21 protein-coding genes are annotated in these 23326 nt (G+C 61.1%); 8 read left to right on the top strand and 13 right to left on the bottom strand.

The features are described 5' to 3' along the window. Positions 1-56 precede the first annotated feature (56 nt). Positions 57-1082 (top strand): tRNA (adenosine(37)-N6)-threonylcarbamoyltransferase complex transferase subunit TsaD, encoded by a 1026-nt coding sequence (gene tsaD, locus ATI14_RS04045; protein WP_016972376.1) that lies wholly within the window; start codon positions 57-59, stop codon positions 1080-1082. A 20-nt stretch (positions 1083-1102) separates the two neighbouring features. Here tsaD and plsY read toward each other — a convergent pair whose 3' ends face one another. Beyond that, positions 1103-1672, bottom strand: a complete 570-nt coding sequence (gene plsY / locus ATI14_RS04040; protein WP_016972377.1) for a glycerol-3-phosphate 1-O-acyltransferase PlsY — start codon at positions 1670-1672, stop codon at positions 1103-1105. A 74-nt stretch (positions 1673-1746) separates the two neighbouring features. On the opposite strand from plsY, the gene folB reads away from it, so the two are divergent. Together folB and folK are read left to right on the top strand one after the other, a co-directional pair. Continuing rightward, on the top strand, positions 1747-2100 hold the full coding sequence (gene folB / locus ATI14_RS04035) for a dihydroneopterin aldolase (protein WP_016972378.1): 354 nt from the start codon (positions 1747-1749) through the stop codon (positions 2098-2100). Next, positions 2091-2609: a 2-amino-4-hydroxy-6-hydroxymethyldihydropteridine diphosphokinase gene (folK, locus tag ATI14_RS04030; RefSeq protein WP_016972379.1), complete on the top strand. Its 519-nt coding sequence runs from the start codon at positions 2091-2093 to the stop codon at positions 2607-2609. The genes folB and folK overlap by 10 nt, the downstream gene beginning before the upstream one ends. A gap of 132 nt (positions 2610-2741) precedes the next feature. Here folK and ATI14_RS04020 read toward each other — a convergent pair whose 3' ends face one another. From ATI14_RS04020 to ATI14_RS03970, 11 genes are all read right to left on the bottom strand, one after another. Next, positions 2742-3971 (bottom strand): multifunctional CCA addition/repair protein, encoded by a 1230-nt coding sequence (locus ATI14_RS04020; RefSeq protein ID WP_016972380.1) that lies wholly within the window; start codon positions 3969-3971, stop codon positions 2742-2744. Between the two features lie 64 nt (positions 3972-4035). Then, positions 4036-5601, bottom strand: coding sequence for a SpoVR family protein (locus ATI14_RS04015; protein WP_016972381.1), 1566 nt, complete (start codon positions 5599-5601; stop codon positions 4036-4038). After that, positions 5598-6869 (bottom strand): YeaH/YhbH family protein, encoded by a 1272-nt coding sequence (locus ATI14_RS04010; RefSeq protein WP_080520439.1) that lies wholly within the window; start codon positions 6867-6869, stop codon positions 5598-5600. Before ATI14_RS04010 ends, ATI14_RS04015 begins: the two co-directional genes overlap by 4 nt. Positions 6870-6982: 113 nt before the next feature. Next, on the bottom strand, positions 6983-8905 hold the full coding sequence (locus ATI14_RS04005; RefSeq protein WP_080520438.1) for a PrkA family serine protein kinase: 1923 nt from the start codon (positions 8903-8905) through the stop codon (positions 6983-6985). A gap of 285 nt (positions 8906-9190) precedes the next feature. Next, positions 9191-9520, bottom strand: coding sequence for a thiosulfate sulfurtransferase GlpE (glpE, locus tag ATI14_RS04000; protein ID WP_016972382.1), 330 nt, complete (start codon positions 9518-9520; stop codon positions 9191-9193). Between the two features lie 9 nt (positions 9521-9529). Next, the gene (locus tag ATI14_RS03995; protein ID WP_016972383.1) at positions 9530-10381 is read right to left on the bottom strand and encodes a symmetrical bis(5'-nucleosyl)-tetraphosphatase; all 852 of its coding nucleotides are present in this window, start codon (positions 10379-10381) and stop codon (positions 9530-9532) included. Continuing rightward, positions 10381-10761, bottom strand: coding sequence for a Co2+/Mg2+ efflux protein ApaG (apaG, locus tag ATI14_RS03990; protein WP_017255800.1), 381 nt, complete (start codon positions 10759-10761; stop codon positions 10381-10383). The genes ATI14_RS03995 and apaG overlap by 1 nt, the downstream gene beginning before the upstream one ends. A gap of 180 nt (positions 10762-10941) precedes the next feature. Next, complete coding sequence (gene rsmA / locus ATI14_RS03985; RefSeq protein WP_016972385.1) at positions 10942-11754, bottom strand: 16S rRNA (adenine(1518)-N(6)/adenine(1519)-N(6))-dimethyltransferase RsmA; 813 nt, start codon at positions 11752-11754, stop codon at positions 10942-10944. Next, positions 11751-12740 carry a 4-hydroxythreonine-4-phosphate dehydrogenase PdxA gene (gene pdxA / locus ATI14_RS03980; RefSeq protein WP_016972386.1) on the bottom strand — a complete coding sequence of 330 codons (990 nt, stop codon included), beginning with the start codon at positions 12738-12740 and terminating at the stop codon, positions 11751-11753. Before pdxA ends, rsmA begins: the two co-directional genes overlap by 4 nt. After that, positions 12737-14071, bottom strand: a complete 1335-nt coding sequence (locus tag ATI14_RS03975) for a peptidylprolyl isomerase (RefSeq protein ID WP_020372599.1) — start codon at positions 14069-14071, stop codon at positions 12737-12739. The genes pdxA and ATI14_RS03975 overlap by 4 nt, the downstream gene beginning before the upstream one ends. Next, a complete protein-coding gene (locus ATI14_RS03970; protein WP_016972388.1) occupies positions 14052-16877 on the bottom strand; it encodes an LPS-assembly protein LptD in 2826 nt (941 codons plus the stop codon). The genes ATI14_RS03975 and ATI14_RS03970 overlap by 20 nt, the downstream gene beginning before the upstream one ends. A 130-nt stretch (positions 16878-17007) precedes the next feature. Here ATI14_RS03970 and ATI14_RS03965 point away from each other — a divergent pair, with 130 nt between their 5' ends. Genes ATI14_RS03965 through ATI14_RS03955 form a run of 3 tightly spaced genes read left to right on the top strand, consistent with a single transcriptional unit; the run spans position 17008 to position 19473 of the window. Beyond that, entirely contained in the window at positions 17008-18033 is a 1026-nt protein-coding gene (locus ATI14_RS03965) for an aminoglycoside phosphotransferase family protein (RefSeq protein WP_016972389.1), read from the top strand. Further along, the gene (murU, locus tag ATI14_RS03960; RefSeq protein ID WP_016972390.1) at positions 18030-18704 is read left to right on the top strand and encodes an N-acetylmuramate alpha-1-phosphate uridylyltransferase MurU; all 675 of its coding nucleotides are present in this window, start codon (positions 18030-18032) and stop codon (positions 18702-18704) included. The genes ATI14_RS03965 and murU overlap by 4 nt, the downstream gene beginning before the upstream one ends. A gap of 1 nt (position 18705) precedes the next feature. Then, complete coding sequence (locus ATI14_RS03955; protein WP_026083288.1) at positions 18706-19473, top strand: TerB family tellurite resistance protein; 768 nt, start codon at positions 18706-18708, stop codon at positions 19471-19473. Between the two features lie 145 nt (positions 19474-19618). Here ATI14_RS03955 and ATI14_RS03950 read toward each other — a convergent pair whose 3' ends face one another. Further along, a complete protein-coding gene (locus tag ATI14_RS03950) occupies positions 19619-20593 on the bottom strand; it encodes an alpha/beta hydrolase family protein (RefSeq protein WP_016972392.1) in 975 nt (324 codons plus the stop codon). Positions 20594-20670: 77 nt separating this feature from the next. Here ATI14_RS03950 and ATI14_RS03945 point away from each other — a divergent pair, with 77 nt between their 5' ends. Together ATI14_RS03945 and ATI14_RS03940 are read left to right on the top strand one after the other, a co-directional pair. Continuing rightward, on the top strand, positions 20671-22665 hold the full coding sequence (locus tag ATI14_RS03945) for a sensor histidine kinase (protein WP_080520437.1): 1995 nt from the start codon (positions 20671-20673) through the stop codon (positions 22663-22665). Positions 22666-22686: 21 nt separating this feature from the next. Beyond that, positions 22687-23316 carry a response regulator gene (locus ATI14_RS03940; RefSeq protein ID WP_016972394.1) on the top strand — a complete coding sequence of 210 codons (630 nt, stop codon included), beginning with the start codon at positions 22687-22689 and terminating at the stop codon, positions 23314-23316. The last annotated feature ends 10 nt before the right edge of the window (positions 23317-23326 follow it).

Here is a 23326-nt window from a genome sequence, read left to right as displayed (position 1 = left end):
GGGAGTGGCGACTATTATGCGCGCCTTCGAATTCAGCCTCTACAAGGCGCAAACCCATGCTAGTACTGGGACTTGAAACCTCCTGCGACGAAACCGGTGTCGCACTTTACGACAGTGAACGCGGGCTCCTGGCCGACGCACTGTTCAGTCAGATCGACCTGCACCGCGCCTACGGCGGTGTCGTGCCGGAGCTGGCCAGCCGTGATCACGTCAAGCGCATGCTGCCCCTGATTCGCCAGGTGCTGGACGAGGCCGGCTGCGTGCCGACCGAGATTGACGCCATCGCCTACACCGCTGGCCCGGGATTGGTCGGAGCCCTGCTGGTTGGGGCCTCTTGTGCCCAGGCACTGGCCTTTGCCTGGGGCATTCCGGCCCTCGGTGTGCATCATATGGAAGGCCATTTGTTGGCCCCCATGCTGGAAAAAACACCACCGCAGTTCCCGTTCGTCGCTTTGTTGGTTTCCGGTGGCCATACGCAGCTGGTTCAGGTGGATGGCATCGGCCAATACACCTTGCTGGGTGAGTCCCTGGACGACGCGGCCGGCGAAGCCTTCGACAAGACCGCGAAGATGATGGGCCTCAATTATCCCGGTGGTCCGGAAATCGCGCGTCTCGCTGAAAAAGGCGTGCCGGGCCGTTACACCTTTCCGCGCCCGATGTGCGATCGCCCGGGCCTGATGTTCAGCTTCAGCGGCTTGAAAACCTCGGCGCTCAACACCTGGCAACAAAGCGTCAGCGCCGGAGACGACGGCGAGCAAGCCCGTTGCGACATCGCGCTGGCGTTCCAGCAGGCCGTGGTGGAGACTTTGACCATCAAGTGCAAGCGCGCCCTGAAACAGGCGGGCATGAAGCGTCTGGTGATTGCCGGCGGCGTAAGTGCGAACAAGGCGTTGCGCGCTTCGCTGGAAAAAATGCTCGGCGACATGAAGGGCGATGTGTTTTACGCGCGCCCGGAGTTCTGCACCGACAACGGCGCAATGATCGCCTACGCCGGTTGCCAACGCTTGCAGGCCGGGCAGCACGAAAGCCTGGCGATCAGCGTGCAGGCGCGCTGGCCGATGGAGCAGTTGTCGCCGCTGTAAGCGGGGCGTGTCGACGGTATTTAAAAATGCCGTTCGCGCCCGGCAAACAGGTCGCGTAAATTGCCGCGATGGCGCCAGACGATCAGCAGCGTCAGCACGCTCATCGGCAACAGCGCCGCCGGTTCCTGCCAGGCCAGTAACGGCAGGGTCAGCGGGGTGGCGATCAGCGCGGCCAGCGAGCTGGTGCGGGTCAGCCAGAACGTCAGCAGCCAGGCCAGCACGGCCAGCAAGGCGGCCGGAGGGTAAATCCCCAGCAACATGCCGGCGGCCGTGGCAACACCTTTACCACCGCGAAAGCGGAAGTACAGTGGAAACAGATGGCCGAGGACGGCACACACGCCCACCCAGGCCTGTTGTTGCAGGGACAGGCCGGCGAGGTTGGCCATCAGCACGGGCAACAAGCCTTTACAGACGTCGCCGAGCAGCGTCAGTACGGCGAGTTTCTTGCCGGCCAGACGCAACATATTGGTGGCGCCGGCATTGCCTGAGCCACTCATTCGCGGGTCGGGATTTCCCGTCAGGCGGCTGAGCAAAATGGCGAAGGACAGCGAGCCGAGCAGGTAGGCGAGAATCGCCAGTGACCAAAACATGCTAACTATTCCGGGCGAGGACGCCCTGATTCTAACGGGGCATCGCGCCCTTGTCGTGCTGCGGAGAAGAGTGCTTGGACAGAGTGTTTATCGAAGGCCTGGAAGTCGACACCGTCATCGGGGCCTACGACTGGGAGCGCGGCATCAAGCAATGCCTGCGCCTGGACCTGAGCTTCGCCTGGGACAATCGCCCGGCTGCGGCCGGTGACAACCTGACCCTGGCGCTGGACTACGCCAGCGTGTCCGCGCGTATCCAGGCGTTTGCCGAGCAGTCTCAATACCAACTGGTGGAAACGTTCGCCGAGCGCCTGGCCGAAGTGTTGATGAGCGAATTCCAGATTCCCTGGTTGCACCTCAAACTGACCAAGCCCGGCGCCGTACCGGCCGCCAGAGGCGTCGGCGTGGAGATCGAGCGCGGATGCCGCTAACTCAGGTTTACCTTGGTCTGGGCAGCAATATCGAGCGCGAAACCCACTTGCGCGCCGGTCTGGACGCGCTGGCGAGCTTTTTGACCGACGTGCGCTGCTCGCCCGTGTTCGAAAGCCAGCCGGTGGGCATCAAGAGCGGGCCGTTCTTCAACCTGGTGGTGTCGGCTTACACCGATTTGCCGTTGATGGAACTGGACCGTCGCTTGAAATTCATCGAGGCTGACAACGGCCGCTACGCACCGGATCGCAAAGGCTTGCCGCTGGATATCGACGTGCTGCTGTATGGCGAGTTGACGGGGAATTTCGACGGTTTGATCCTGCCGCGCGCCGAGATCCTGAAAAACGCGTTTGTGCTGTGGCCGTTGTCGCTGATGGCGCCGCAGCGTGTGCATCCCGAGGCGGGCAAGACGCTGGCCGAGCTATGGCGCGATGCGCAGATCGACCAAGTGCTGGCGCCTGTCGGCTTTGAGTGGCAGGACCAGCAACTGACCCCGTCGAATCTCCTGTAGCCAGCGATTCAACTGTGGGAGCGGGCTTGCCCGCGAAAGCGGTGTGTCAGTCAACATCAATGTTTGCTGGGCGTACGTCTTCGCGGGCAAGCCCGCTCCCACGGGTTTTGCGCTAGTTGGAAGGCTCACCTGCTAGGTGTTGCGCTGTTCCTTGTAAGCTTTCAGTGCCTTGAGCCGTTCGCGCTTGAGGGCTTCGCCCAGCTCCGGGCCTTTGAAACCCTTCTCCAGCAGCGGCGCCACTGAGACTTCTCGGGCCACTTTCGCCGCGCCGCGCAAATAATCCGCCTGTGGATAACTTCGTTGCTCGAAACCCTTGCGACCCCGAGCGTCCATTTCACAGGCCACCACAAACTCCTCAAAGCGCTGCGGGCGACGGTATACGTCAAAACTTTGCAGCAACTCCAGCAAGGTCGAGGCTTTCAGCTCCAGCGCGCGATGGCCGTGGGTGTGATATTGGCCCACCAGCAACGCCAGTTCCTGGCAATCCTTCGGCACCTTGAAGCGCTCGTTGACCGCCTTGATCAGCTTCAGGCCCGTGTGTTCGTGGGCAATATGTTGCGGCCACTTATCCACAGGCGTCAGGCCCTTGCCCAAGTCATGCAGCAAGCAGGCCCAGCGCACGGTCAGCGGTTGTTTATGCTGCGCCGCTTGTTCCAGCACGCTCAGGGTGTGCACGCCGGTGTCGATTTCGGGGTGGTGGGCTTCAGGCTGCGGCACGCCGAACAGTGCGTTCACTTCCGGCATCAAGGTTTTCAGAGCGTCGCAGTCGCGCAGCACCTGGATGAACACTTGGGGCTGATCCTCCATCAGTGCGCGGGAGATTTCCTTCCAGCTGCGTTCCGGGGTCAGCGCTTCCAGTTCGCCGGACTCACTGAGTTGACGCATCAGCTGCAGGGTTTGTGGCGCGACCGTAAAACCCAAATCAGCGTAGCGTGCGGCAAAGCGCGCTACGCGCAGAACGCGGAGGGGATCTTCGGCGAAAGCGGGGGAAACGTGGCGAAGAATGCGGGCTTCCAGATCGCGCTGGCCGTGGTAAGGGTCGGTCAGGTTGCCGTCGTCGTCTTCCGCCATGGCATTGATCGTGAGGTCGCGACGGGTCAAGTCTTCTTCCAGCGTTACGTCGGGGCTGGCGTGAAACACAAAGCCGCCATAGCCCCGGCCGCTTTTGCGTTCAGTGCGGGCCAGGGCGTACTCGTCACCGTTTCTCGGGTCCAGGAACACCGGGAAGTCGGCGCCAACCGGCTTGTAGCCCTTGGCGAGCATTTCCTCAGCAGTGGCGCCAACGACAACGCGGTCGATGTCGGTGACCTTGATGCCCAGCAAGCGGTCACGAACCGCACCGCCGACTTTGTAGATTTTCATGAAAAAGCCTCCATTAGCGGCACAGGATACCGCCTGCGCCTGGCCAATGGAGGCTTTCGCGGTTTCAGAGGTGCACGACGGCCAGGTCCAGGCGACCGTAATCGTTGTCGTTGTGGTCGCTACGGGGTGGCACATGGTGAGTCTTCATCACCTGATCGCCCTGCAGGGTTTCCAGGTGAATGTCGAAGCCCCAGAGCCGGTGCAGGTGTTTGAGCACTTCCTCGGTGGAATCACCCAGCGGTTTACGGTCGTGCTGTTGATGACGCAGCGTCAGCGAGCGGTCGCCGCGTACGTCGATGCTGTAGATCTGCACGTTCGGCTCGCGATTGCCCAGGTTGTACTGCGCGGCCAGGGTTTCACGGATGGTGCGGTAGCCGGGCTCATCGTGAATCGCGGGCACCACCAAATCGTCCTTGAGGTCGTCATCGAGGATGCTGAACAGCTTGAGGTCGCGAATCACCTGAGGTGACAGGTACTGCAGGATGAAGCTCTCATCCTTGAAGCTGCTCATGGCGAACTTGATGGTCGACAGCCAGTCGCTGCCGGCGATTTCCGGGAACCAGCGGCGGTCTTCTTCGGTGGGGTGTTCGCACATGCGCCGAATGTCGCGGTACATGGCAAAGCCCAATGCGTAGGGGTTGATGCCGTTGTAATAGGGGCTGTCGAAACCGGGCTGGAACACCACGCTGGTGTGGGAAGTCAGGAACTCCATCATGAAGCCGTCAGTGACCAGGCCCTCGTCGTACAGGTCATTCATCAGCGTGTAGTGCCAGAACGTCGCCCACCCTTCGTTCATCACCTGGGTTTGGCGCTGTGGATAAAAGTACTGGGCGATCTTGCGCACGATGCGCACGATTTCCCGCTGCCAGGGCTCCAGCAGCGGCGCGTGTTTTTCCAGAAAATACAGGATGTTTTCCTGAGGCTCGGCGGGGAAGCGCGCATTGTCCTTGTCGCTGTTTTTGCCGGCCTTTTTCGGGATGGTGCGCCACAGGTCGTTGATCTGTTTCTGCAGATGCTCCTCGCGCTCCTTCTGTCGCAGGCGCTCTTCTTCTGCGGAAATCGGATAAGGGCGTTTGTAGCGGTCGACCCCGTAATTCATCAAGGCATGGCAGGAATCGAGCAGGTCTTCCACTGCATCGATGCCGTGGCGTTCCTCGCATTGCATGATGTACTGCTTGGCGAACACCAGGTAATCGATGATGGAGCTGGCGTCCGTCCAGGTGCGGAACAGGTAGTTGCCCTTGAAGAAACTGTTATGCCCATAGCAGGCGTGTGCCACCACCAGCGCTTGCATGCAGATGGTGTTTTCTTCCATCAGGTAGGCGATGCACGGGTCGGAGTTGATGACGATTTCGTAGGCCAGACCCATCTGGCCCCGTGTGTAGGATTTTTCAGTGCTGAGGAAGTGCTTGCCGTAGGACCAATGGTGATAACCCAACGGCATGCCCACCGAGGCGTAGGCATCCATCATCTGTTCGGCCGTGATCACCTCGATCTGGTTGGGGTAGGTGTCCAGGGCATAACCTGCCGCGATGCGGCTGATTTCCCGGTCATAGGCCTGGATCAGTTCAAAGGTCCATTCGGACCCGGTGGAAATGGGTTGGCGCTTATGCTCTTTTTTGGCGGTCATGTCACTAACCTGCGCTGGAAGAGTTCACGGAAGACCGGGTAGATGTCGCCGGCCGAGACCAGTTGCTGCTGGGCGAAGGTGTCGGCAAAGGCTTCGCCGATGCGTTCGTATTCGAACCAGAGGGCCTGGTGCTCACGGGGGGTAATTTCGACGTAGGTGTAGTACTGCACGAACGGCATGATCTGGTTGATCAGAATGTCGCGGCAAATCGGCGAGTCGTCATTCCAGTTGTCGCCGTCCGAAGCCTGGGCCGCGTAGATGTTCCACTCGTTGGCCGGGTAGCGCTCGGCCATGATCTCCTGCATCAGCTTCAAGGCGCTGGACACAATGGTGCCGCCGGTTTCCCGCGAATAGAAAAACTCTTCTTCGTCCACTTCCCGGGCGCTGGTGTGATGGCGGATAAACACCACGTCGATCTTGTCGTAATTTCGCTTCAGGAACAGATACAGCAGGATGAAGAAACGTTTGGCGATGTCTTTGGTGGCCTGGGTCATTGAGCCGGACACGTCCATCAGGCAGAACATCACCGCCTTGGAGCTGGGGTTGGGTTGTTTGACCAGCAGGTTGTACTTCAAGTCAAAGGTGTCGAGGAACGGCACGCGATGAATGCGCGCGCTGAGTTTCTCGATTTCGGCTTCGATTTCCTGGATATCGCCGAAGTTGTCCGGTTCTTCGCGTTTCAGGCGCGCCAATTCTTCCTTGGCCTGTTTCAGTTTGGCGCGGCTGCTGCCCGACAGGGCGATACGCCGGGCATGGGCCGAGCGCAGGGTACGGATGATGTTGATGCGCGACGGGTTACCCTCGTTACTGATGCCCGCGCGAACGGTCTTGAAGGTGTCGGTGCCGGTCAGGTTGCGTTTGACCAGGTTGGGCAGCTCCAGGTCTTCGAACATGAATTCGAGGAATTCCTCCTGGGTGATCTGGAACACGAACTCATCCATGCCCTCGCCGGAGTTACCGGCCTTGCCCCGGCCTTTGCCGCCGCCACCGCCTTGTGGGCGCTGGATATGTTCGCCGGTGGTGAACTCCTTGTTGCCAGGGTGCACGACGGTCTGTTTGCCGCCCCGGCCGTGGTGCAGCACCGGTTCGTCAATGTCGCGCCCCGGAATGCTGATTTGCTCGCCATGCTCCATATCCGTAATGGAGCGGCGGCTGACGGCCTCTTCCACGGCCTTTTTGATGTGGTCACGGTAACGCCGCAGGAAACGCTGGCGGTTTACCGTGCTCTTGTTCTTGCCATTGAGGCGTCGGTCGATCACATAGCTCATTGGGAGCCCTCCGGGCAGCTTCACGTTACAAGCTTCAAGCCGCGAGCTGGAAGCTTAGAGACAAGCGGTCAGCTGCCAGGCCAGGGGCCCGGCAGCGTTCGCCCGTCGCTGCCTTACTGTGATTTACGCACCCGCAGGTACCATTCGGAAAGCAGGCGTACCTGTTTGTCGGTGTAGCCGCGTTCGACCATTCGTGTGACGAAGTCGTTGTGTTTTTGCTGGTCCTCCTTGCTGGCCTTGGCGTTGAAGCTGATGACCGGCAGCAAGTCCTCGGTGTTGGAGAACATTTTCTTCTCGATGACCACCCGCAGTTTTTCGTAGCTGAGCCAGGTCGGGTTCTTGCCATTGTTGTTGGCCCGGGCGCGCAGCACGAAGTTGACGATTTCGTTGCGGAAATCCTTCGGATTGCTGATGCCGGCCGGTTTTTCGATCTTCTCCAGCTCCTCGTTGAGGGCCACGCGGTTGAGAATCTCGCCGGTTTCCGGATCGCGGTATTCCTGGTCCTGAATCCAGAAGTCGGCGTACAGCACATAGCGGTCGAAGATGTTCTGGCCGTACTCGCTGTAGGACTCCAGATAAGCGGTCTGGATTTCCTTGCCAATGAACTCGATGTAGCGCGGCGCCAGGTATTCCTTGAGGAAACGCAGGTAGCGCTCGCGGGTTTCGGCCTGGAATTGCTCCTGTTCGATCTGCTGCTCCAGCACATAGAGCAAGTGCACCGGGTTGGCGGCAATTTCGTGCGGGTCGAAGTTGAAGACCTTGGACAGGATCTTGAACGCAAACCGCGTCGACAGGCCGTTCATGCCCTCGTCCACGCCTGCCGTGTCGCGGTATTCCTGGATCGACTTGGCTTTCGGATCGGTGTCCTTGAGGTTTTCGCCGTCGTACACGCGCATCTTCGAATAGATGTTCGAGTTCTCCGGCTCCTTGAGGCGCGACAGCACGGTGAACTGCGCCAGCATTTTCAGGGTGTCGGGCGCGCAATGGGCCTTGGCCAGCGAGCTGTTGAACAGCAGCTTGTCGTAAATCTTGATTTCATCGCTGACCCGCAGGCAGTACGGCACCTTGACGATGTAGATCCGGTCGATGAAGGCTTCGTTGTTTTTGTTGTTGCGGAAGGTGTGCCACTCCGATTCGTTGGAGTGGGCCAGCAGGATCCCGGTGAACGGAATCGCGCCCAGGCCTTCGGTACTGTTGTAGTTGCCTTCCTGGGTGGCGGTGAGCAGTGGGTGCAGCACCTTGATCGGCGCCTTGAACATTTCCACGAATTCCATCAGGCCCTGGTTGGCCCGGCACAACGCACCCGAATAGCTGTAGGCGTCGGCGTCGTTCTGCGGAAATTCTTCCAGTTTACGGATATCGACTTTACCGACGAGCGCGGAAATGTCCTGGTTGTTCTCATCGCCCGGTTCAGTCTTGGCCACGCCGATCTGGTTGAGGCTCGACGGGTAGAGTTTCACCACGCGGAACTGACTGATGTCGCCGCCAAACTCGGACAGGCGCTTGGTCGCCCAGGGCGACATGATGGTGTTGAGGTAGCGGCGAGGAATGCCGAAGTCTTCTTCGAGGATCGCGCCATCTTCCGTGGCGTTGAACAACCCCAAAGGCGACTCGAACACCGGCGAGCCCTTGATTGCGTAGAAGGGCACCTTTTCCATCAGTTGTTTGAGTTTTTCGGCCAGGGACGATTTACCGCCGCCGACGGGGCCGAGCAGGTAGAGGATCTGTTTCTTCTCTTCCAGGCCTTGGGCGGCATGGCGGAAGTAGGAGACGATCTGGTCGATGCATTCTTCCATGCCATGGAAGTCTTCAAAGGCCGGATAGCGGCGAATCACCTTGTTGGAGAATATTCGCGACAGCCGCGAGTTGTTCGAGGTGTCTACCAGCTCCGGCTCGCCGATGGCCATGAGCAGGCGCTCGGCGGCAGATGCGTAGGTGCTGCGGTCCTTTTTGCACAGCTCAAGATACTCCTGCAGCGTGAGTTCTTCCTGCTGTGTGGACTCGAAGCGTTGTTGGAAGTGGCTAAAGATACTCATGACGTCGTCACCTCGCTCGATACGTGGAGCCGACGCCGGATCAATCAGTCGATGCTGGCAGCCATTGACGATCGCCAATGGCCGTTTTCCCCCCAGAACACCCTGAAACGCTACCGATGACCCGCACGCCGGTGTACCGGCTCTCCCCTGATTCGGATGGCCTGCGCTTAAGGATAGTTCGGAATCGGGGAGGTCAAGGCGCGATACGCAATTAGTTTGGCTGCGCCGTTCGTCAGAAACGGCGCGAGCCCAAGCATCACGCGGGGTAGCGGGGTGTGAAAAAAATTATTGCGAATCGCCCGAGGTAATTTCCGCAGGAAAGGTCGCACGCCACAGCTCGAAGCCGCCGTCCAGGCTGTAGACGTCGGAGAAGCCCTGGCTGATCAGGTAGGCCGCCGCGCTTTGGCTGGAATTGCCGTGGTAGCAGGCCACGATCACCGGGGCGTCGAGGTCGGCGGCGCGGATGAAATCGGCGATGTTGTGGTTGTCCAGGTGCTGCGCGCCTGTGATATGGCCGGCTGCGTAGGCTTGGGGGTCACGAATGTCCACCACGACTGCGGCTTGCTCGCGCAGGGCCTGGGCTTGTTGGGGAGGGATGCGTTTGAATTCGCTCATGGGAGGCTCCTAGGGCTTGGCGGCAGCCGGCTGTGTGACGGATAGGGGAGATTCACACTGGCAGCTCAGGCGCTCGCCGGTGTCGATGTTCATCAGGGTCATGCTGCCACCCCACACGCAACCGGTGTCGAGGGCGAACACGCCAGGTTCATCGCATTCGCCTTCGAGGGCGGCCCAGTGACCGAAGATGATCTTCGTGTCGCGGGTTTTGCGTTCCTTGTGGGCGAACCATGGCTTATAGCCGGGCAGCGCGGTGTCGGCGCCTTCCTTGCTCTTGAGATCAAGTTTGCCTTCGGCGGTACAGAAGCGCATGCGCGTGAAGTAATTGGTGATCACGCGCAGGCGGGGCACGCCGCTGAGGTCGTTGTCCCACTTCGCCGGTTCGTTGCCGTACATGCCGTCGAGGTAAGCGGTGTAGAGGTTATCGTCGGCCAGTGCGCTTTCGACTTCGGCGGCGCACTTGAGGGCTTTCTTCACGGTCCACTGGGGCGCGATGCCGGCATGTACCAGGGCCGTGTTGCGGGCCTCGTCGTAATGCATGAGCTTTTGGTGGCGCACCCAGTCGAGCAATTCGGCGCGGTCGGGTGCTTCAAGGATTTCGCGCAGGGTGTCGCCTTTTTTCAGGCGTTCGATGTTATTGCCGGCCGCCAGCAGGTGCAGGTCATGGTTGCCGAGCACGCACACCAGAGAATCGCGCATCTTATAAAGGAAGCGCAGGGTTTCCAGGGATTCGGGGCCACGGTTGACCAGGTCACCGACCAGCCACAGGCGATCTTTTGACGGGTCGAAGGCCACGCGCTCAAGCAGACACTTGAGCGGTTCCAGGCAGCCTTGCAGGTCGCCGACCGCGTACGTTGCCATCAGTGCAACGCTCCCGGCACGGCGAGGCGGAAGGGCGCGATGATGGCGTCGAACAGCTGGCCGTCGGTGGCCTTCATCTGATACGAGCCTTGCATGGTGCCGACTTTGGAGGTCATCACCGTGCCGCTGCTGTAGGTGTGGCTGGCGCCGCTGTCGATCAGCGGTTGCTGGCCCACCACGCCCGCGCCGCGCACTTCCTCGACCTGGCCGTCGCCGTCGGTGATCACCCAGTGGCGCGACAGGAGTTTGGCCGGCACCAGCCCGTTGTTCTTCACCGTGATGGTGTAGGCGAAGGCAAAGCGGTTCTGGTCAGGTTGCGATTGGTCCGCGAGGAAGCGGGTGACGACGCTGACGTCGATCTGGTAGCGAGGATCGGACATGCAAGAGGCCTTAAAAGCAAAGCGGAGGACAGCAGATGCGGATCAGTCTAGGCCAAGAAGCGGGCACTAGGCCAGACATGCGATCTGTGGGAGCTGGCTTGCCTGCGATGGCGGTGGGTCAGTCAATGGTATGTCGACTGATAGTCCGCTATCGCAGGCAAGCCAGCTCCCACAGAAACTTCAGTCGGCTGTTGGGGCAGGCTGAATGGCAAGCTGGTCGGCCAGGCGTACGAACGCGGCCAGGTCCAGTTGCTCCGGGCGCAGGCCGCCATCGACGCCGGCGGCTTCGATTTCAGCGTTGCTCAGCAAGGCCTTGAGCGTGTTGCGCAACGTCTTGCGGCGTTGGTTGAACGCTTCGCGTACCACGCGCTCCAGCAGTTTGTGGTCTTTGGCCGGGTGGGGCAGCACGGCGTGCGGCACCAGGCGCACGATGGCCGAGTCGACTTTCGGCGGCGGGTTGAACGCGCCGGGGCCGACGTTGAACAGGTGCTCCACGCGGCAGTGGTACTGAACCATGATCGACAGACGGCCCCAGTCACCGCCGCCCGGGCCTGCGGCCAGGCGTTCAACCACTTCCTTTTGCAGCATGAAGTGCATGTCGCGGATGATGCCGGCGTTGTTCAGCAGGTGGAAAATCAGCGGCGTGGAGATGTTGTAGGGCAGGTTGCCGACCACGCGCAGGCTGTTCGGCGCGGCATTGAGAGTATTGAAGTCGAACTTCAGCGCATCGCCCTGATGCAGGTTGAAGTTGGGCTTGCCGGCGAACTGCTGGTTGAGGATCGGGATCAGGTCCTTGTCCAGTTCAACCACGTCGAGCTGGCCACCGCTGGCCAACAGGCCTTGGGTGAGTGCGCCCTGGCCCGGGCCGATTTCCAGCAAGCGATCTTCAGGCTTGGCGTGAATGGAACGCAGGATGCGATCGATCACGCCAGCGTCGTGCAGGAAGTTTTGCCCGAAGCGCTTGCGCGCCCGGTGTTGGTAATGCTCGGTCATATACGGGTCTCGGCCATCTGATAGGCGGTTTCCAGGGCCACGTGCAGGCTGCCGGTATCAATCTTGCCGCTGCCCGCCAGGTCCAGGGCAGTGCCATGGTCGACGGAAGTGCGGATGATCGGCAGGCCCAGTGTCACGTTGACTGCCGCGCCGAAGCCTTTGTACTTCAGCACGGGCAGCCCCTGGTCGTGGTACATCGCCAGCACTGCGTCGCAGTGCTCCAGATATTTGGGGGTAAACAGAGTGTCCGCAGGCAATGGGCCACGCAGGTCCATGCCTTCTTGGCGCAGGCGCTCTAATGTCGGTTCAATGATGTCGATTTCTTCATGGCCCAAATGCCCGCCTTCGCCGGCGTGGGGGTTGAGCCCGCAGACCAGGATGCGCGGTTGGGCGATGCCGAATTTCTGTTGCAGGTCGGTGTGCAGGATGCGCGTGACGCGTTCCACACGCTCGGCGGTAATCGCATCGGCGATGTCACGCAGCGGCAAGTGTGTAGTCACCAGGGCGACGCGCAGGCCACGGGTGGCCAGCATCATCACGACCTGATCGGTGCCGGTCAGCTCGGCAAGGAATTCGGTATGGCCGGAGAAGGCGATGCCGGATTCGTTGATCACGCCCTTATGCACGGGGGCGGTGATCATGCCGGCGAAGTCGCCGTCGATGCAGCCTTGCCCGGCGCGGGTCAGGGTTTCCAGCACGAACGCCGCGTTGGCTTTGTTCAGTTGCCCGGCAACCACCCTGGCGGCAAGCGGGGTATCCCATACATACAGGCTGCCCGCCGGTGCTGGCGCGTCAGGCCAGTTTCCCGGTGCCACGTCCAGTAAATTGACGGCCACACCCAGTTGCGCGGCCCGCTCAAGGAGCAGGTCGCGGCTGGTAATGGCAATCAGGGGGTGTGGCTGAGAGTGCGAGGCGAGCAGCAGGCAGAGGTCAGGACCAATGCCGGCCGGCTCGCCGGGTGTTACCGCGAAACGCTGGGGTTTCACTGGGCTGCCTGATCGGCGCCTGTTTGCTCGGCGGCGGGCAGCTTGTTTTCCACGTAGGCTTCGTCGCGGATCTGACGCAACCAGGTCTGCAGCTCTTCGTCGTATTTACGGTTACGCAATACGGTCAGGGCTTGTTGCTCGCGGGCTTGCGTGGTGTTGTCGGTGGCGCGACGGCCAAGGACTTCCAGTACATGCCAGCCATATTGGGTCCTGAACGGCTTGGACAGAACGCCTTGCGGAGTCTTGGCCATCACGTCCTGGAACTCCGGCACCAGGGCTTTCGGGTCGATCCAGTTCAGGTCGCCACCGTTGAGGGCGGAACCCGGGTCTTCCGAGAAGCTTTTGGCCAGTGTGGCGAAGTCTTCACCGCCTTCGATGCGGTCATAGATCTTCTGGGCCAGTTCCTTGGTTTGCGCTTCGGTGCGGATTTCGCTTGGTTTGACCAGGATGTGACGAACATGCACTTCGTCTTTCAGCGAGGTCTCGCCGCCGCGCTTGTCCAGCAGCTTGAGAATGATGAAGCCGCCCGGCGTACGTGCAGGCTGGGTGATATCACCCACGTTCATCGCGCTCAGTTCGCGGTCGAACGGTGGTGGCAGTTGAGCGGCTTTACGCCAGCCCATGTCACCGCCGTCCAGCGCGTTGTCACTGCCGGATACGGCAATGGCGGTCTGGGCGAAGTCGGCACCGGCTTTCAGGCGGTCATAAACAGCCTGGGTTTTGGCGGCGGCAGCGTTGAGCTGCTCGGAGCTGGCGCTGTCCGGGGTGGGGATCAGGATATTGGCCAAATGCAGTTCTTCGGAGAGCTGCATCTTGCCAAGGTCCGAGGCCAGGAAGTTCTTCACTTCCTGTTCCGACACCTGAACACGCTCGGCCACGCGGCGCTGGCGTACACGGCTGATGATCATTTCACGCTTGATCTGGTCACGCGCGTCCTCATAGGACAGGCCGTCGTGAGCCAGGGCGGCGCGGAACTGGTCAACACTCATGTTGTTGCGCTGAGCAATGGTGCCCACCGCCTGGTTCAGTTCTTCGTCCGAAATACGGATGCCGGAGCGCTCGCCGATCTGCAGTTGCAGGTTTTCGACGATCAGGCGCTCCAGAACCTGTGGCTCCAGCACGCTGGTCGGCGGCACGCCACCACCGCGCTTGGCGATGGTTTGCTGAACTTCCTTGACCCGTTGGTCCAGTTGGCTCTGCATGATCACGTCGTTATCGACGATGGCGGCCACTTTATCCAGTTGCTGAACCGCAGCGTGTGCCGAAACGGTACCCAGGAACAGCGCGCCCAGCACGAGCGGGCGCAGACAATCAGAAAGCTTGATCTTCACGTTCACGATAACCTTGAATGCCTTTGTCGAGGAAGCTCTCTACCTTGGCGCCGGTCAGGCCGCCGAGTCCTTTGAGGACGATCTGGAAGAAGAGCCCGTGGTCACCCTTTTCGTTGAGCGGGGCGATCTGGCTGTATTCGTCGTTGGAAACCCAGTAACGGTTGATGACGCGCAGTTTCCAGCAGCAGTTGTCGTACTCGAAACCACCGAAGGCTTCCAGGGTACGGTTGCGGGCGTAGTCATACTGCCAGCGTGTGATCAGGTTCCACTGGGGAACGATCGGCCACATCATCGAGAAATCGTGCTGCTGGATTTTGTAGTAATCCTTCACGAAGTTCGGGTCGCCTGGCTGGCCGAAGTCGCCGCCGAACTGCCATTTGCCGGTCAGCTGGTTGTAGACGACCTGGTCGTTACGATAGCGATAACCGACGTTAATGATCTTGTTCGGGTTGTCTTCAGGCTGGTAGTGAAGCATCGCACTGCCGGAGCGGGTGCTGTGTTCTTCGGTATCCCAGTTGAAGTCGGCAGTCGCACGCCAGTCGCGGTTGTAGCGATATTCGTATTCCAGGGCGACAGGCGACACATCGGACTGTGCATCAGCACGGTCGGAAGCCAGAACGCCCGGCAATTGAACTTCGCGGTTCTTGAAGTACACCGCCTGGCCCACGGACACGCGCTGACGTTCGAAGCCATTGTCTTCGATCCAGCGGCTGGTCACGCCCAGGGACAGCTTGTTCTCGTCACCGATCCGGTCGTAACCGCTGAAGCGGTTGTCGCGGAACAGCGAGGCGTAGCTGAAGGAGTATTCACTGGTGTCGAATACCGGGATATCACTCTGGTCCTTGTTAGGCACATAGAGATAGTAGGCACGCGGTTCCAGGGTCTGGCGATAGTCTTTGCCGAACCAGTTGGTATTGCGGTCGAAGTACAGGCCGCTGTCGATACTGGCGATTGGAATTGCGCGGTCTTGGGAGCTTTTGAAAACGCCGCCTGCATACGGAGTGCCTGAAGCAGCAGCTGCCGCCTGTTGGATAACGATGTCGTTCTTGCCTCTGCCATCCAAGTCCAGGTCGTACTTGGTGTAAACATATTTGAGCTTCGGCGTAATAAAACCGTAGGTCCAGTTCATCGGATATTCGACAGCTGGAGCGACGTTCAAGCGATCCCCGTTTGCACGGGTCAGGCCATTGACGAGGTCATCCAGTCGCGGGGTTCCGTTTGGCAGTGGACCACCGTCCTTATCAAAAACGTTGCCGCTTCTGAGGTCACGATCAAACCGCACAGCCTCCGTCTCATAAGTAAAGTTCACACCACCCGGGTGGTAAGGCAGCATCCCGTTGAAGGTGATCTGCGGCAACCGGTCATACGGAGTGATCTGGGAAATCGTAGCCAGCTGGTAGGCTTGCAGGTTCAGTCGGGCCTGGAAGGTATCGCCGCGATACGTCACGGAGCCCTGCTGGTTGACGAAGTCCTGAGTCTGGATACCTTCCTGGTAGGACTTGAGGTCCTGATAGTAGAAAGGATCGCTGATCTTGGTGTAGTCGACCTGGGTCGCAACACGCGAATCCAGCCCGCCTTTATGCTGCCAGTTGAGCATGTAGCGGGTTTTTTCCGAGTCAGTCTGCTTTTCGCGCTCGTTGCTGTCGTCGTTCAGGTACGCAGCACCGAACTGACCTTCGCTGGATTTGGTGAGGTAGCGGAATTCGCCTTCCATCAACAAGCCGCGCTTGGTCATGTACTGCGGGTACAACGTGGCATCGTAGTTCGGCGCCAGGTTGAAGTAGTACGGCGTTACCAGTGTGAAGCCGGTTTCGCTGCCGGTGCTGAAGCTCGGTGGCAGGAAGCCGGATTGACGACGGTTGTCGATCGGGAAATAGATGTACGGGGTGTACAGGATCGGAATGTTCTTGACCCGCAACGTCGCGTTGGTCGCCGTACCGAAACCGGTGGCCGGGTTCAACGTGATGTTGTTGCCCTTGAGCTGCCAGGCGTTGCTGTCCGGCTCGCAGGTGGTGTACGTACCGTCCTTGAGACGGATGATCGCGTTTTCGGCACGCTTGGCGTACAGCGCGTTACCGCGGATGCGCGATTTGTGCAGCACGTATTCGGCGTTGTCGATCTGGGCGGCGCCGGTGTCGAGCTGAACCTGGGCGTGGTCGCCGACGATCAGGGCGCCGTTGTCGCGAAGACGCACATCGCCGTTCAGCTCGCCACGGTTCTCGGCTTGATACAGGCTGGCTTCCTGAGACTCCAGCTGCATGCTGCCCTGGCGCATGACGACGTCACCGGCCAGGGTTGCAACCTGCTGTTCCTGCTCGTAGCGGGATACTTTAGCGCCGATGAAGGTCGGCGAGTCGCTCTTGTCCGTCTTGTCATTCATGCCAGGACGTTGCGGCTCGACGTACGCGCCGGAGCAATAAGGGCCGGTTTCAGCCAGCTGGGCTGCGGTCAGCTTCTCGCGGGGCACCCAGTCCAGGTGGCTGTAGTCGGCACTGCGCGAACGCAGGCCACGGCCCTTGGATTCGGTGACCAGTACGGGCTTGGGCTCGGTCGCGGCGCTGCCGCCGGCATTGGCCTGGGCCGTGCTGCCGGCGTCGCTGACGGCTGCACCGTCGTGCACCGGGCGCGGTGGTAACGGGGCGGCGGCAGTCTTCGGCGCGCAATCCCAGGCACCCGAAGCAGAGACTGAGCAGTCATACTGTTCCGCGGCGACCACGAATGAGGTGGCGAAAGGTTGCATGGCCAGCAGACTGCCGGTTACCAGCAACGGAAATTTTCTACGAAACGCGGGGGATTTCAATGCCATCTTATTAGTCCGGGCTTCCTGCGTGCCATCTGCCCGCGGTGTGGGCCGCACGCCTCTCGATGGTCTGAAAAAGATGCGTGATAATAAAGCATGACCCGCTTGACGGCTAGCGCCGTCGGAGACCCTTGTAATGCCCGAGCAAGATCTACGTTTACAGCAACTGCAAGTCTGGCTGGATGAGCAGTTACCGATCCTTTTCAACGCTCAAGGCTGGGGTGCCGTACCCCCGGCCACATTGACCGCGGCCAGCAGCGACGCGAGTTTCAGGCGTTACTTCCGGTGGGAAGGAGGCGGTCAATCTTTCGTCGTCATGGACGCGCCACCCCCCCAGGAAAACTGCAAACCTTTCGTCGATATCGCCGATTTGCTCGCGAAATCGGGAATTAATGTGCCAAAAATTTATGCAGAAGATCTGCCGCGCGGCTTCCTTTTGCTCAATGACCTGGGCAGAAAAACCTATCTGGACGTGATTAACGAGCAAAACGCCGATCAGTTGTTTGCCGACGCCATCGACTCGTTGCTGGCTTTTCAGCAATTGCCGATGGACGCGCCGCTGCCCAGCTATGACGTCGCCTTGTTGCGGCGCGAGCTGGAATTGTTTCCGGAGTGGTACGTGCGCCGTCACCTGGGCATTGATTTCGATGCTCGGCAGCAGGCTCTCTGGCAGCGCGTCAGCGATCACCTGATCGACAGCGCCCTGGCTCAGCCCAAAGTGCTGGTGCATCGCGACTATATGCCGCGCAACCTGATGATCAGCGAGCCGAACCCCGGTGTGCTGGACTTTCAGGACGCGGTCTACGGCCCGGTGACCTACGACATCACCTGCCTGTTCAAGGATGCGTTTCTCAGTTGGCCAAAGGCCCGCGTGCGCGATTGGCAGCGCGGTTACTGGGAGCGCGCCGGGCAACTGGGTATTGCGGTGCAAGCCGATTACGAGGAGTTCCTGCGTGCCAGCGACCTGATGGGCGTGCAGCGTCACCTCAAGGTTATCGGCATTTTTGCGCGCATCTGCCACCGTGATGGCAAGCCGCGTTACCTCGCAGACGTGCCGCGGTTCTTTGCTTATATAGAAGCAGTGCTGGCCGATCGCCCGGAGTTGGCCGAGCTGGGCGAATTGCTCGCCAGCCTGCGCCAACCCGTCGAGGCGACCGTATGAAGGCGATGATCCTGGCGGCGGGCAAGGGCGAGCGCATGCGCCCGCTGACCTTGCACACGCCCAAGCCGCTGGTGCAGGCCGGCGGCAAGCGCTTGATCGAGTATCACCTGGAGGCGTTGGCCAGGGCCGGCTTCACCGATATCGTGATCAACCATGCCTGGCTGGGGCAGCAGATTGAAAGTTACCTGGGCGACGGTGCGCAGTTTGGCCTGCGCATCCAATACTCGCCGGAGGGCGAGCCGCTGGAAACCGGTGGCGGGATTTTCAAGGCGTTGCCGCTGCTGGGGGACGAACCGTTTCTGGTGGTCAATGGCGACATCTGGACCGACTACGATTTTGCCCGATTGCGTCAGCCGATCGACGGTCTGGCCCATTTGGTGATGGTCGACAACCCGGCGCACCACCCCAGCGGCGGGGATTTCTACCTTGACCAGGGTTTGCTTCATGATGCCGCGCCGGGTGCCGATAACCTGACCTTCAGTGGCATTTCTGTGCTCGACCCCCAATTATTCGCGGGTTGCAGCGCCGGTGCCTTCAAGCTGGCGCCGCTGCTGCGCACAGCCATGGCCAAAGGCCTGGTAACAGGGGAACACATGACGGGACGCTGGGTTGACGTGGGTACGCTGGAGCGCTTGGCGCAGGTTGAAAGCCTGCTGGCTGTGGGCCAATAACATGCTGTGGCCAGGGACGCTGATCGGCGCCGGGGCTGGCTTTGCCATTGCCAGCATTCCGGGGGCCTTGCTGGGCGCATTGCTGGGGCAGGCGCTGGACCGCCGCCTGCAACTGCACAGCTGGGCGCAGTTGCGCGAACGGCTTGGCGGGCGCCCGGCGCTGCGCAATGACGAATTGCTGTTCGTGCTGCTGGGGCGCCTGGCCAAAAGTAACGGGCGGGTCGCGGACGGGCATATCCAGCAGGCGCGCCAGGAAATGCGCGCGCTGGACATGACCGAGCCGGCCCGGCGTCGCGCCATTGCCGCCTTTAACCGGGGCAAGTCCGGCGCTGACCGTGTGCGCACGTATTTGCGCGTACTCAAGGCTCAACCCCATGCCGCCGAAGGCGTGTTGCGCGCGTGCTGGCGCATGGCCTGGGCGGATGGGCGGGCGGATGACGCCGAGCGCGACCTGATCGAATTGTGGGGTAAGTGGCTGGGCTGGACGCCACAACAACTCAAGGCGCTGGCCTCGGACTATGTGCAGGAACGCAAGCCGCTGGCCAACCGGGGCGGGGCTTATCAGGATGCCTTGCGCATTTTGGGCGTGACGACCACCACGGAGCCGTCGGTGATCAAGCGCGCTTACCGCCGCCTGCTCAGCCGCCACCACCCGGACAAGATTGCCGGCAGTGGCGCCAGCCCTGCGCAAGTCCGTGAGGCCACCGAGCGTACCCGCGAACTGCATAACGCCTATGCGCTGATCCGTGAGCGGCGGGATTTCAGGTAGCTTTCCCGGTCCTCAAATGAAACCCATAACCCCTGTGGGAGTTGGCTTGCCTGCGATAGCGGTGTGCCAGCCAAACAGTTGTCACTGACAGCCCGCCATCGCAGGCAAGCCAGCTCCCACAGTTGATCGGGTTATCACTTTTAAGTCAGTCGGCAGCCGCCTGCGGGCTCAACCACCCGCGAATCCGCCGATACAACTGCTCTTGCTCCGCCGGGCCGTTGCCGGGCAGGGTTTTGAGCGACACCTGTTTATAGCCTTCATTCTTCGCCCGCTTGGCCGCCTGGACGCGTGCCAGTGCGTTTTTGCGGTCTTGTTCGGTGTCTTGATAGTAGACATCCGCCGTCGGCACTTTCAGCGCTGGCGCCAGTTGTTGCAGATCCGGTTGGCGAGCGGCCGGGGTTTTACCCGCCACCATCACCAGTTTTTGCACCTGGGCCGGTTGTTTCTCGGTCAGGTAGCGCGCTGCCCACCAGGCGCCGGTGCCATGCCCGAGTAACACCACGCTGCGTGCGCTCTGGGTCTGGGCGAACGCTACGGCAGCGTCGATGCGGTCGAAAATGCGCTTGGCGTCGGTTTTGTCCTGCTCATCCGTGCCTGGCACTACCGCCGGGTCAGTGCCTTCGGCTTCGGCGCTGGCGGCTTGTTCGATGGGCTTGGCGGCGGTGCTGCCGTCTTTGCTGCTGGTGTCGACGGCGGCTTTGGGCGGCTCCATGACACGCGGTGGCAGCGTGTCCATGTTCACATCCGGTAACGAAAGGCTGAGCGTGCCCCAGTTGGCGTCCGGCAATTTGTTGCGCAATGGTGCGATTGCTTGCGGCCAGTCAGCACTTTCCCCAGCGCCCGGCACAATAATCACCACACCTTCGGGCTCGGCGTTGTTGGCCGGTTTCCAGAGCGCCAGGAATGAATCGCTGCCAGCCTGCAATTGCTGTTGTTCATGTGGCGGGAGTTGGCGTTCCAGGGCAACGGCTTCCTGGGCGCTGCGCTCGGGCAGGGCCTGGCGTTCAGCCGGTTTTTCGGCGGCGGGCGCGGGGGCGTCGGCGGCGTGGGCAGAAAAGGCGCTGGTAAATAGCAGCGACAGGCACAATGCTGGCAGTGCCGAACGGTGAGAAAAGGGCATCGTTAATTCCCGGCCAGAAGTGATTCCAGCAGCCTAATGGGTTGGTCAGTATTTGTCAGTGATGTGAGACGTGGATCATGGGTTTTCGCTGTCTGCTGGTTATCGGCTGTTTGTGCGTTGCCTTGATGGCCACCGCCGCGCCTGCGCCTGCCATACCGCAGGTGCAACTGAATGCGCAGCAGCGCGATTGGCTGGCGCAGCATCCCGAGTTGCGCGTGGGTGTGGTGTTGCAGGCGCCGTACGCGCAATACGACCGGCGCCTGCAACGGCTGTCCGGGGCCAATGTGGAATTGATGCAATGGCTGGCCAAGGCGCTGAACATTGAAGTGCTCTGGCGCAACTTTCCCACTCAGGAACAGCTGGAAGCCGCCGTGCGCGAGGGCGAAGTGGACATCGCCCCCGGCCTGCAACAAACCCCCGCCGGCCTGCGGCTGTGGTTATTCACCGACCCGTATATGCGCGTGCCCCAGCACATCATCGGCATTCGCGAGGGCGGCGGTGCGGTGGAGCTGGAAAAACTCGACGAACAATCCCGCGTTGCCGTGCGCATGCCCAGCGCCGTGGCCGATTACCTGCGCAGCACTTACCCCAACCTGAACCTGCAAGGCGTGCCCATGGAGCGCCAGGCCCTGCAATTGTTGGTCAGCCAGCAGGCGCGCTACGCCGTGGTCGACGAAGCGCAATTGAGCCGGCTGTCGGGCGAGGCGGAGTTCGCCGGGCTGGCGGTGGTGGGCGATATCGGGCTGCCGCAACTGCTGCGGGTGGCCACGCGCCGTGAGTGGCCGGAACTGGCGAGCATCATGCAAAGCGCCTTGCGCGCGATACCGGCGCGGGACCTCGACCAATTGCACAGCCGCTGGCTGCAGCCCAAATACCCTCGACTGACCGAATCCCCTGGCCTGTGGCAAAACCTCTGCCTGTTACTGGGCCTGTTCCTGCTCGCCAGCCTGGCCGTGGTGGGGTGGCAGCGACGCCAGCAACGGGTGCTCGAGCACAACCTGCTGGCCGCCCGTGAGGAAAGTGCCGCGCGCGCCGCGGGGGCTGAAGCGCTAAGGCTGACACAGTTTTCCATCGACCAAAGCACCGTGGGCATTTTGTGGGTCAACTGGGACAGCCATGTGCGTTACGCCAACCGCGCCGCCGAAAGCATGTTGGGTTACGCACCCGGCGCCTTGATCGAGCGGCCTTTGATCGATTTCGACCCGACCCTGAACATGGACCGCTGGCTCAACCTGTGGAAACGCGCGCGCGCCAGCGAGGATGGCCCGCAAAATTTTGCCACCGATTGCCTGCGCGCCGACGGCAGCCTTCTGCCGGCCGATGTGTCATTGAGCTTTCTGCGGTTTGCCGACGGCGAGTATCTGGTGGTTTACCTCAATGACGTCACCGAGCGTCGACGCTATGTGGCAGCCTTGCTGCAAAGCGAAACCCAATTGCGCGAGTTGTCGGCTCACCTGGAAACCGTGCGCGAAGAAGAAAAGGCGCGCATTGCCCGTGAAGTTCACGATGAGCTGGGGCAAATGCTCACGGTGCTCAAACTGGAAACCTCGATGTGTGAGTTAGCCTATGCGCAACTCGACCCCGGCCTGAACGAGCGGCTCAACAGCATGAAGCGCCTGATTGCCCAGCTGTTCCAGTTGGTGCGCGACGTGGCGACGGCGTTGCGTCCGCCGATTCTCGACGCCGGTATCGCTTCGGCCATCGAATGGCAGGCCCGGCGCTTCGAGGCCCGCACGCAAATCCCTTGTCTGGTGCAGGTGCCGGAGAGCTTGCCGGCCCTGAGCGATGCCAAGGCCATCGGCCTGTTCCGGATTCTGCAGGAGGCGCTGACCAATGTGATGCGCCACGCCCAGGCGCATACTGTCGAACTGACATTGGTCGTGGAAGGCCCGGACCTGCGGCTGACCATCAGCGATGACGGTGTGGGTTTTGTTCAGGGCCAGGGGCGACCGGTGTCATTCGGCGTGGTGGGCATGCGCGAGCGCGTGTTGATGATGGGCGGGCAGATGAGCCTGCACAGCGAGCCGGGGGAGGGCACCACCCTGAGCGTCACGGTGCCGCTGGATGCGTGACTATAAAAAGAGGAAACCCCTGTGATCCGTGTATTGGTAGCCGAAGACCACACCATCGTGCGTGAAGGCATCAAGCAATTGATCGGCCTGGCCAAAGACCTGCAAGTGGTGGGCGAGGCCAGCAATGGCGAGCAATTGCTCGAGACGTTGCGCCACGTGCCGTGCGAGGTAGTGTTGCTGGATATCTCGATGCCCGGCGTGAATGGCCTGGAAGCCATCGCGCGCATTCGGGCGTTGAACAACCCGCCGGCGATCCTGGTGCTGTCGATGCACGACGAAGCGCAAATGGCCGCTCGCGCCTTGAAGGTGGGGGCGGCCGGGTACGCCACCAAGGACAGCGACCCGGCGCTGCTGCTCACGGCGATTCGCAAGGTCGCGGCGGGCGGGCGTTATATCGACCCGGACCTGGCCGACCGCATGGTGTTCGAGGTCGGCCTGACCGATGCGCGCCCGCTGCACTCATTGCTGTCCGAGCGGGAGTTCTCGGTATTCGAGCGCCTGGCCCAGGGCGCCAACGTCAACGACATTGCCCAGCAACTGGCACTGAGCAGCAAGACCATCAGCACCCACAAGGCGCGCCTGATGCAAAAGCTCAATATCACGTCCCTGGCCGAACTGGTGAAGTACGCCCTGGAACACAAACTGCTTTAAGCCCCGCGTC

This window comes from Pseudomonas tolaasii NCPPB 2192, assembly GCF_002813445.1.
In the GTDB taxonomy this organism is placed as follows: Bacteria; Pseudomonadota; Gammaproteobacteria; order Pseudomonadales; family Pseudomonadaceae; genus Aquipseudomonas; species Aquipseudomonas tolaasii.
This window is presented reverse-complemented; position numbering and strand designations above follow the sequence as displayed.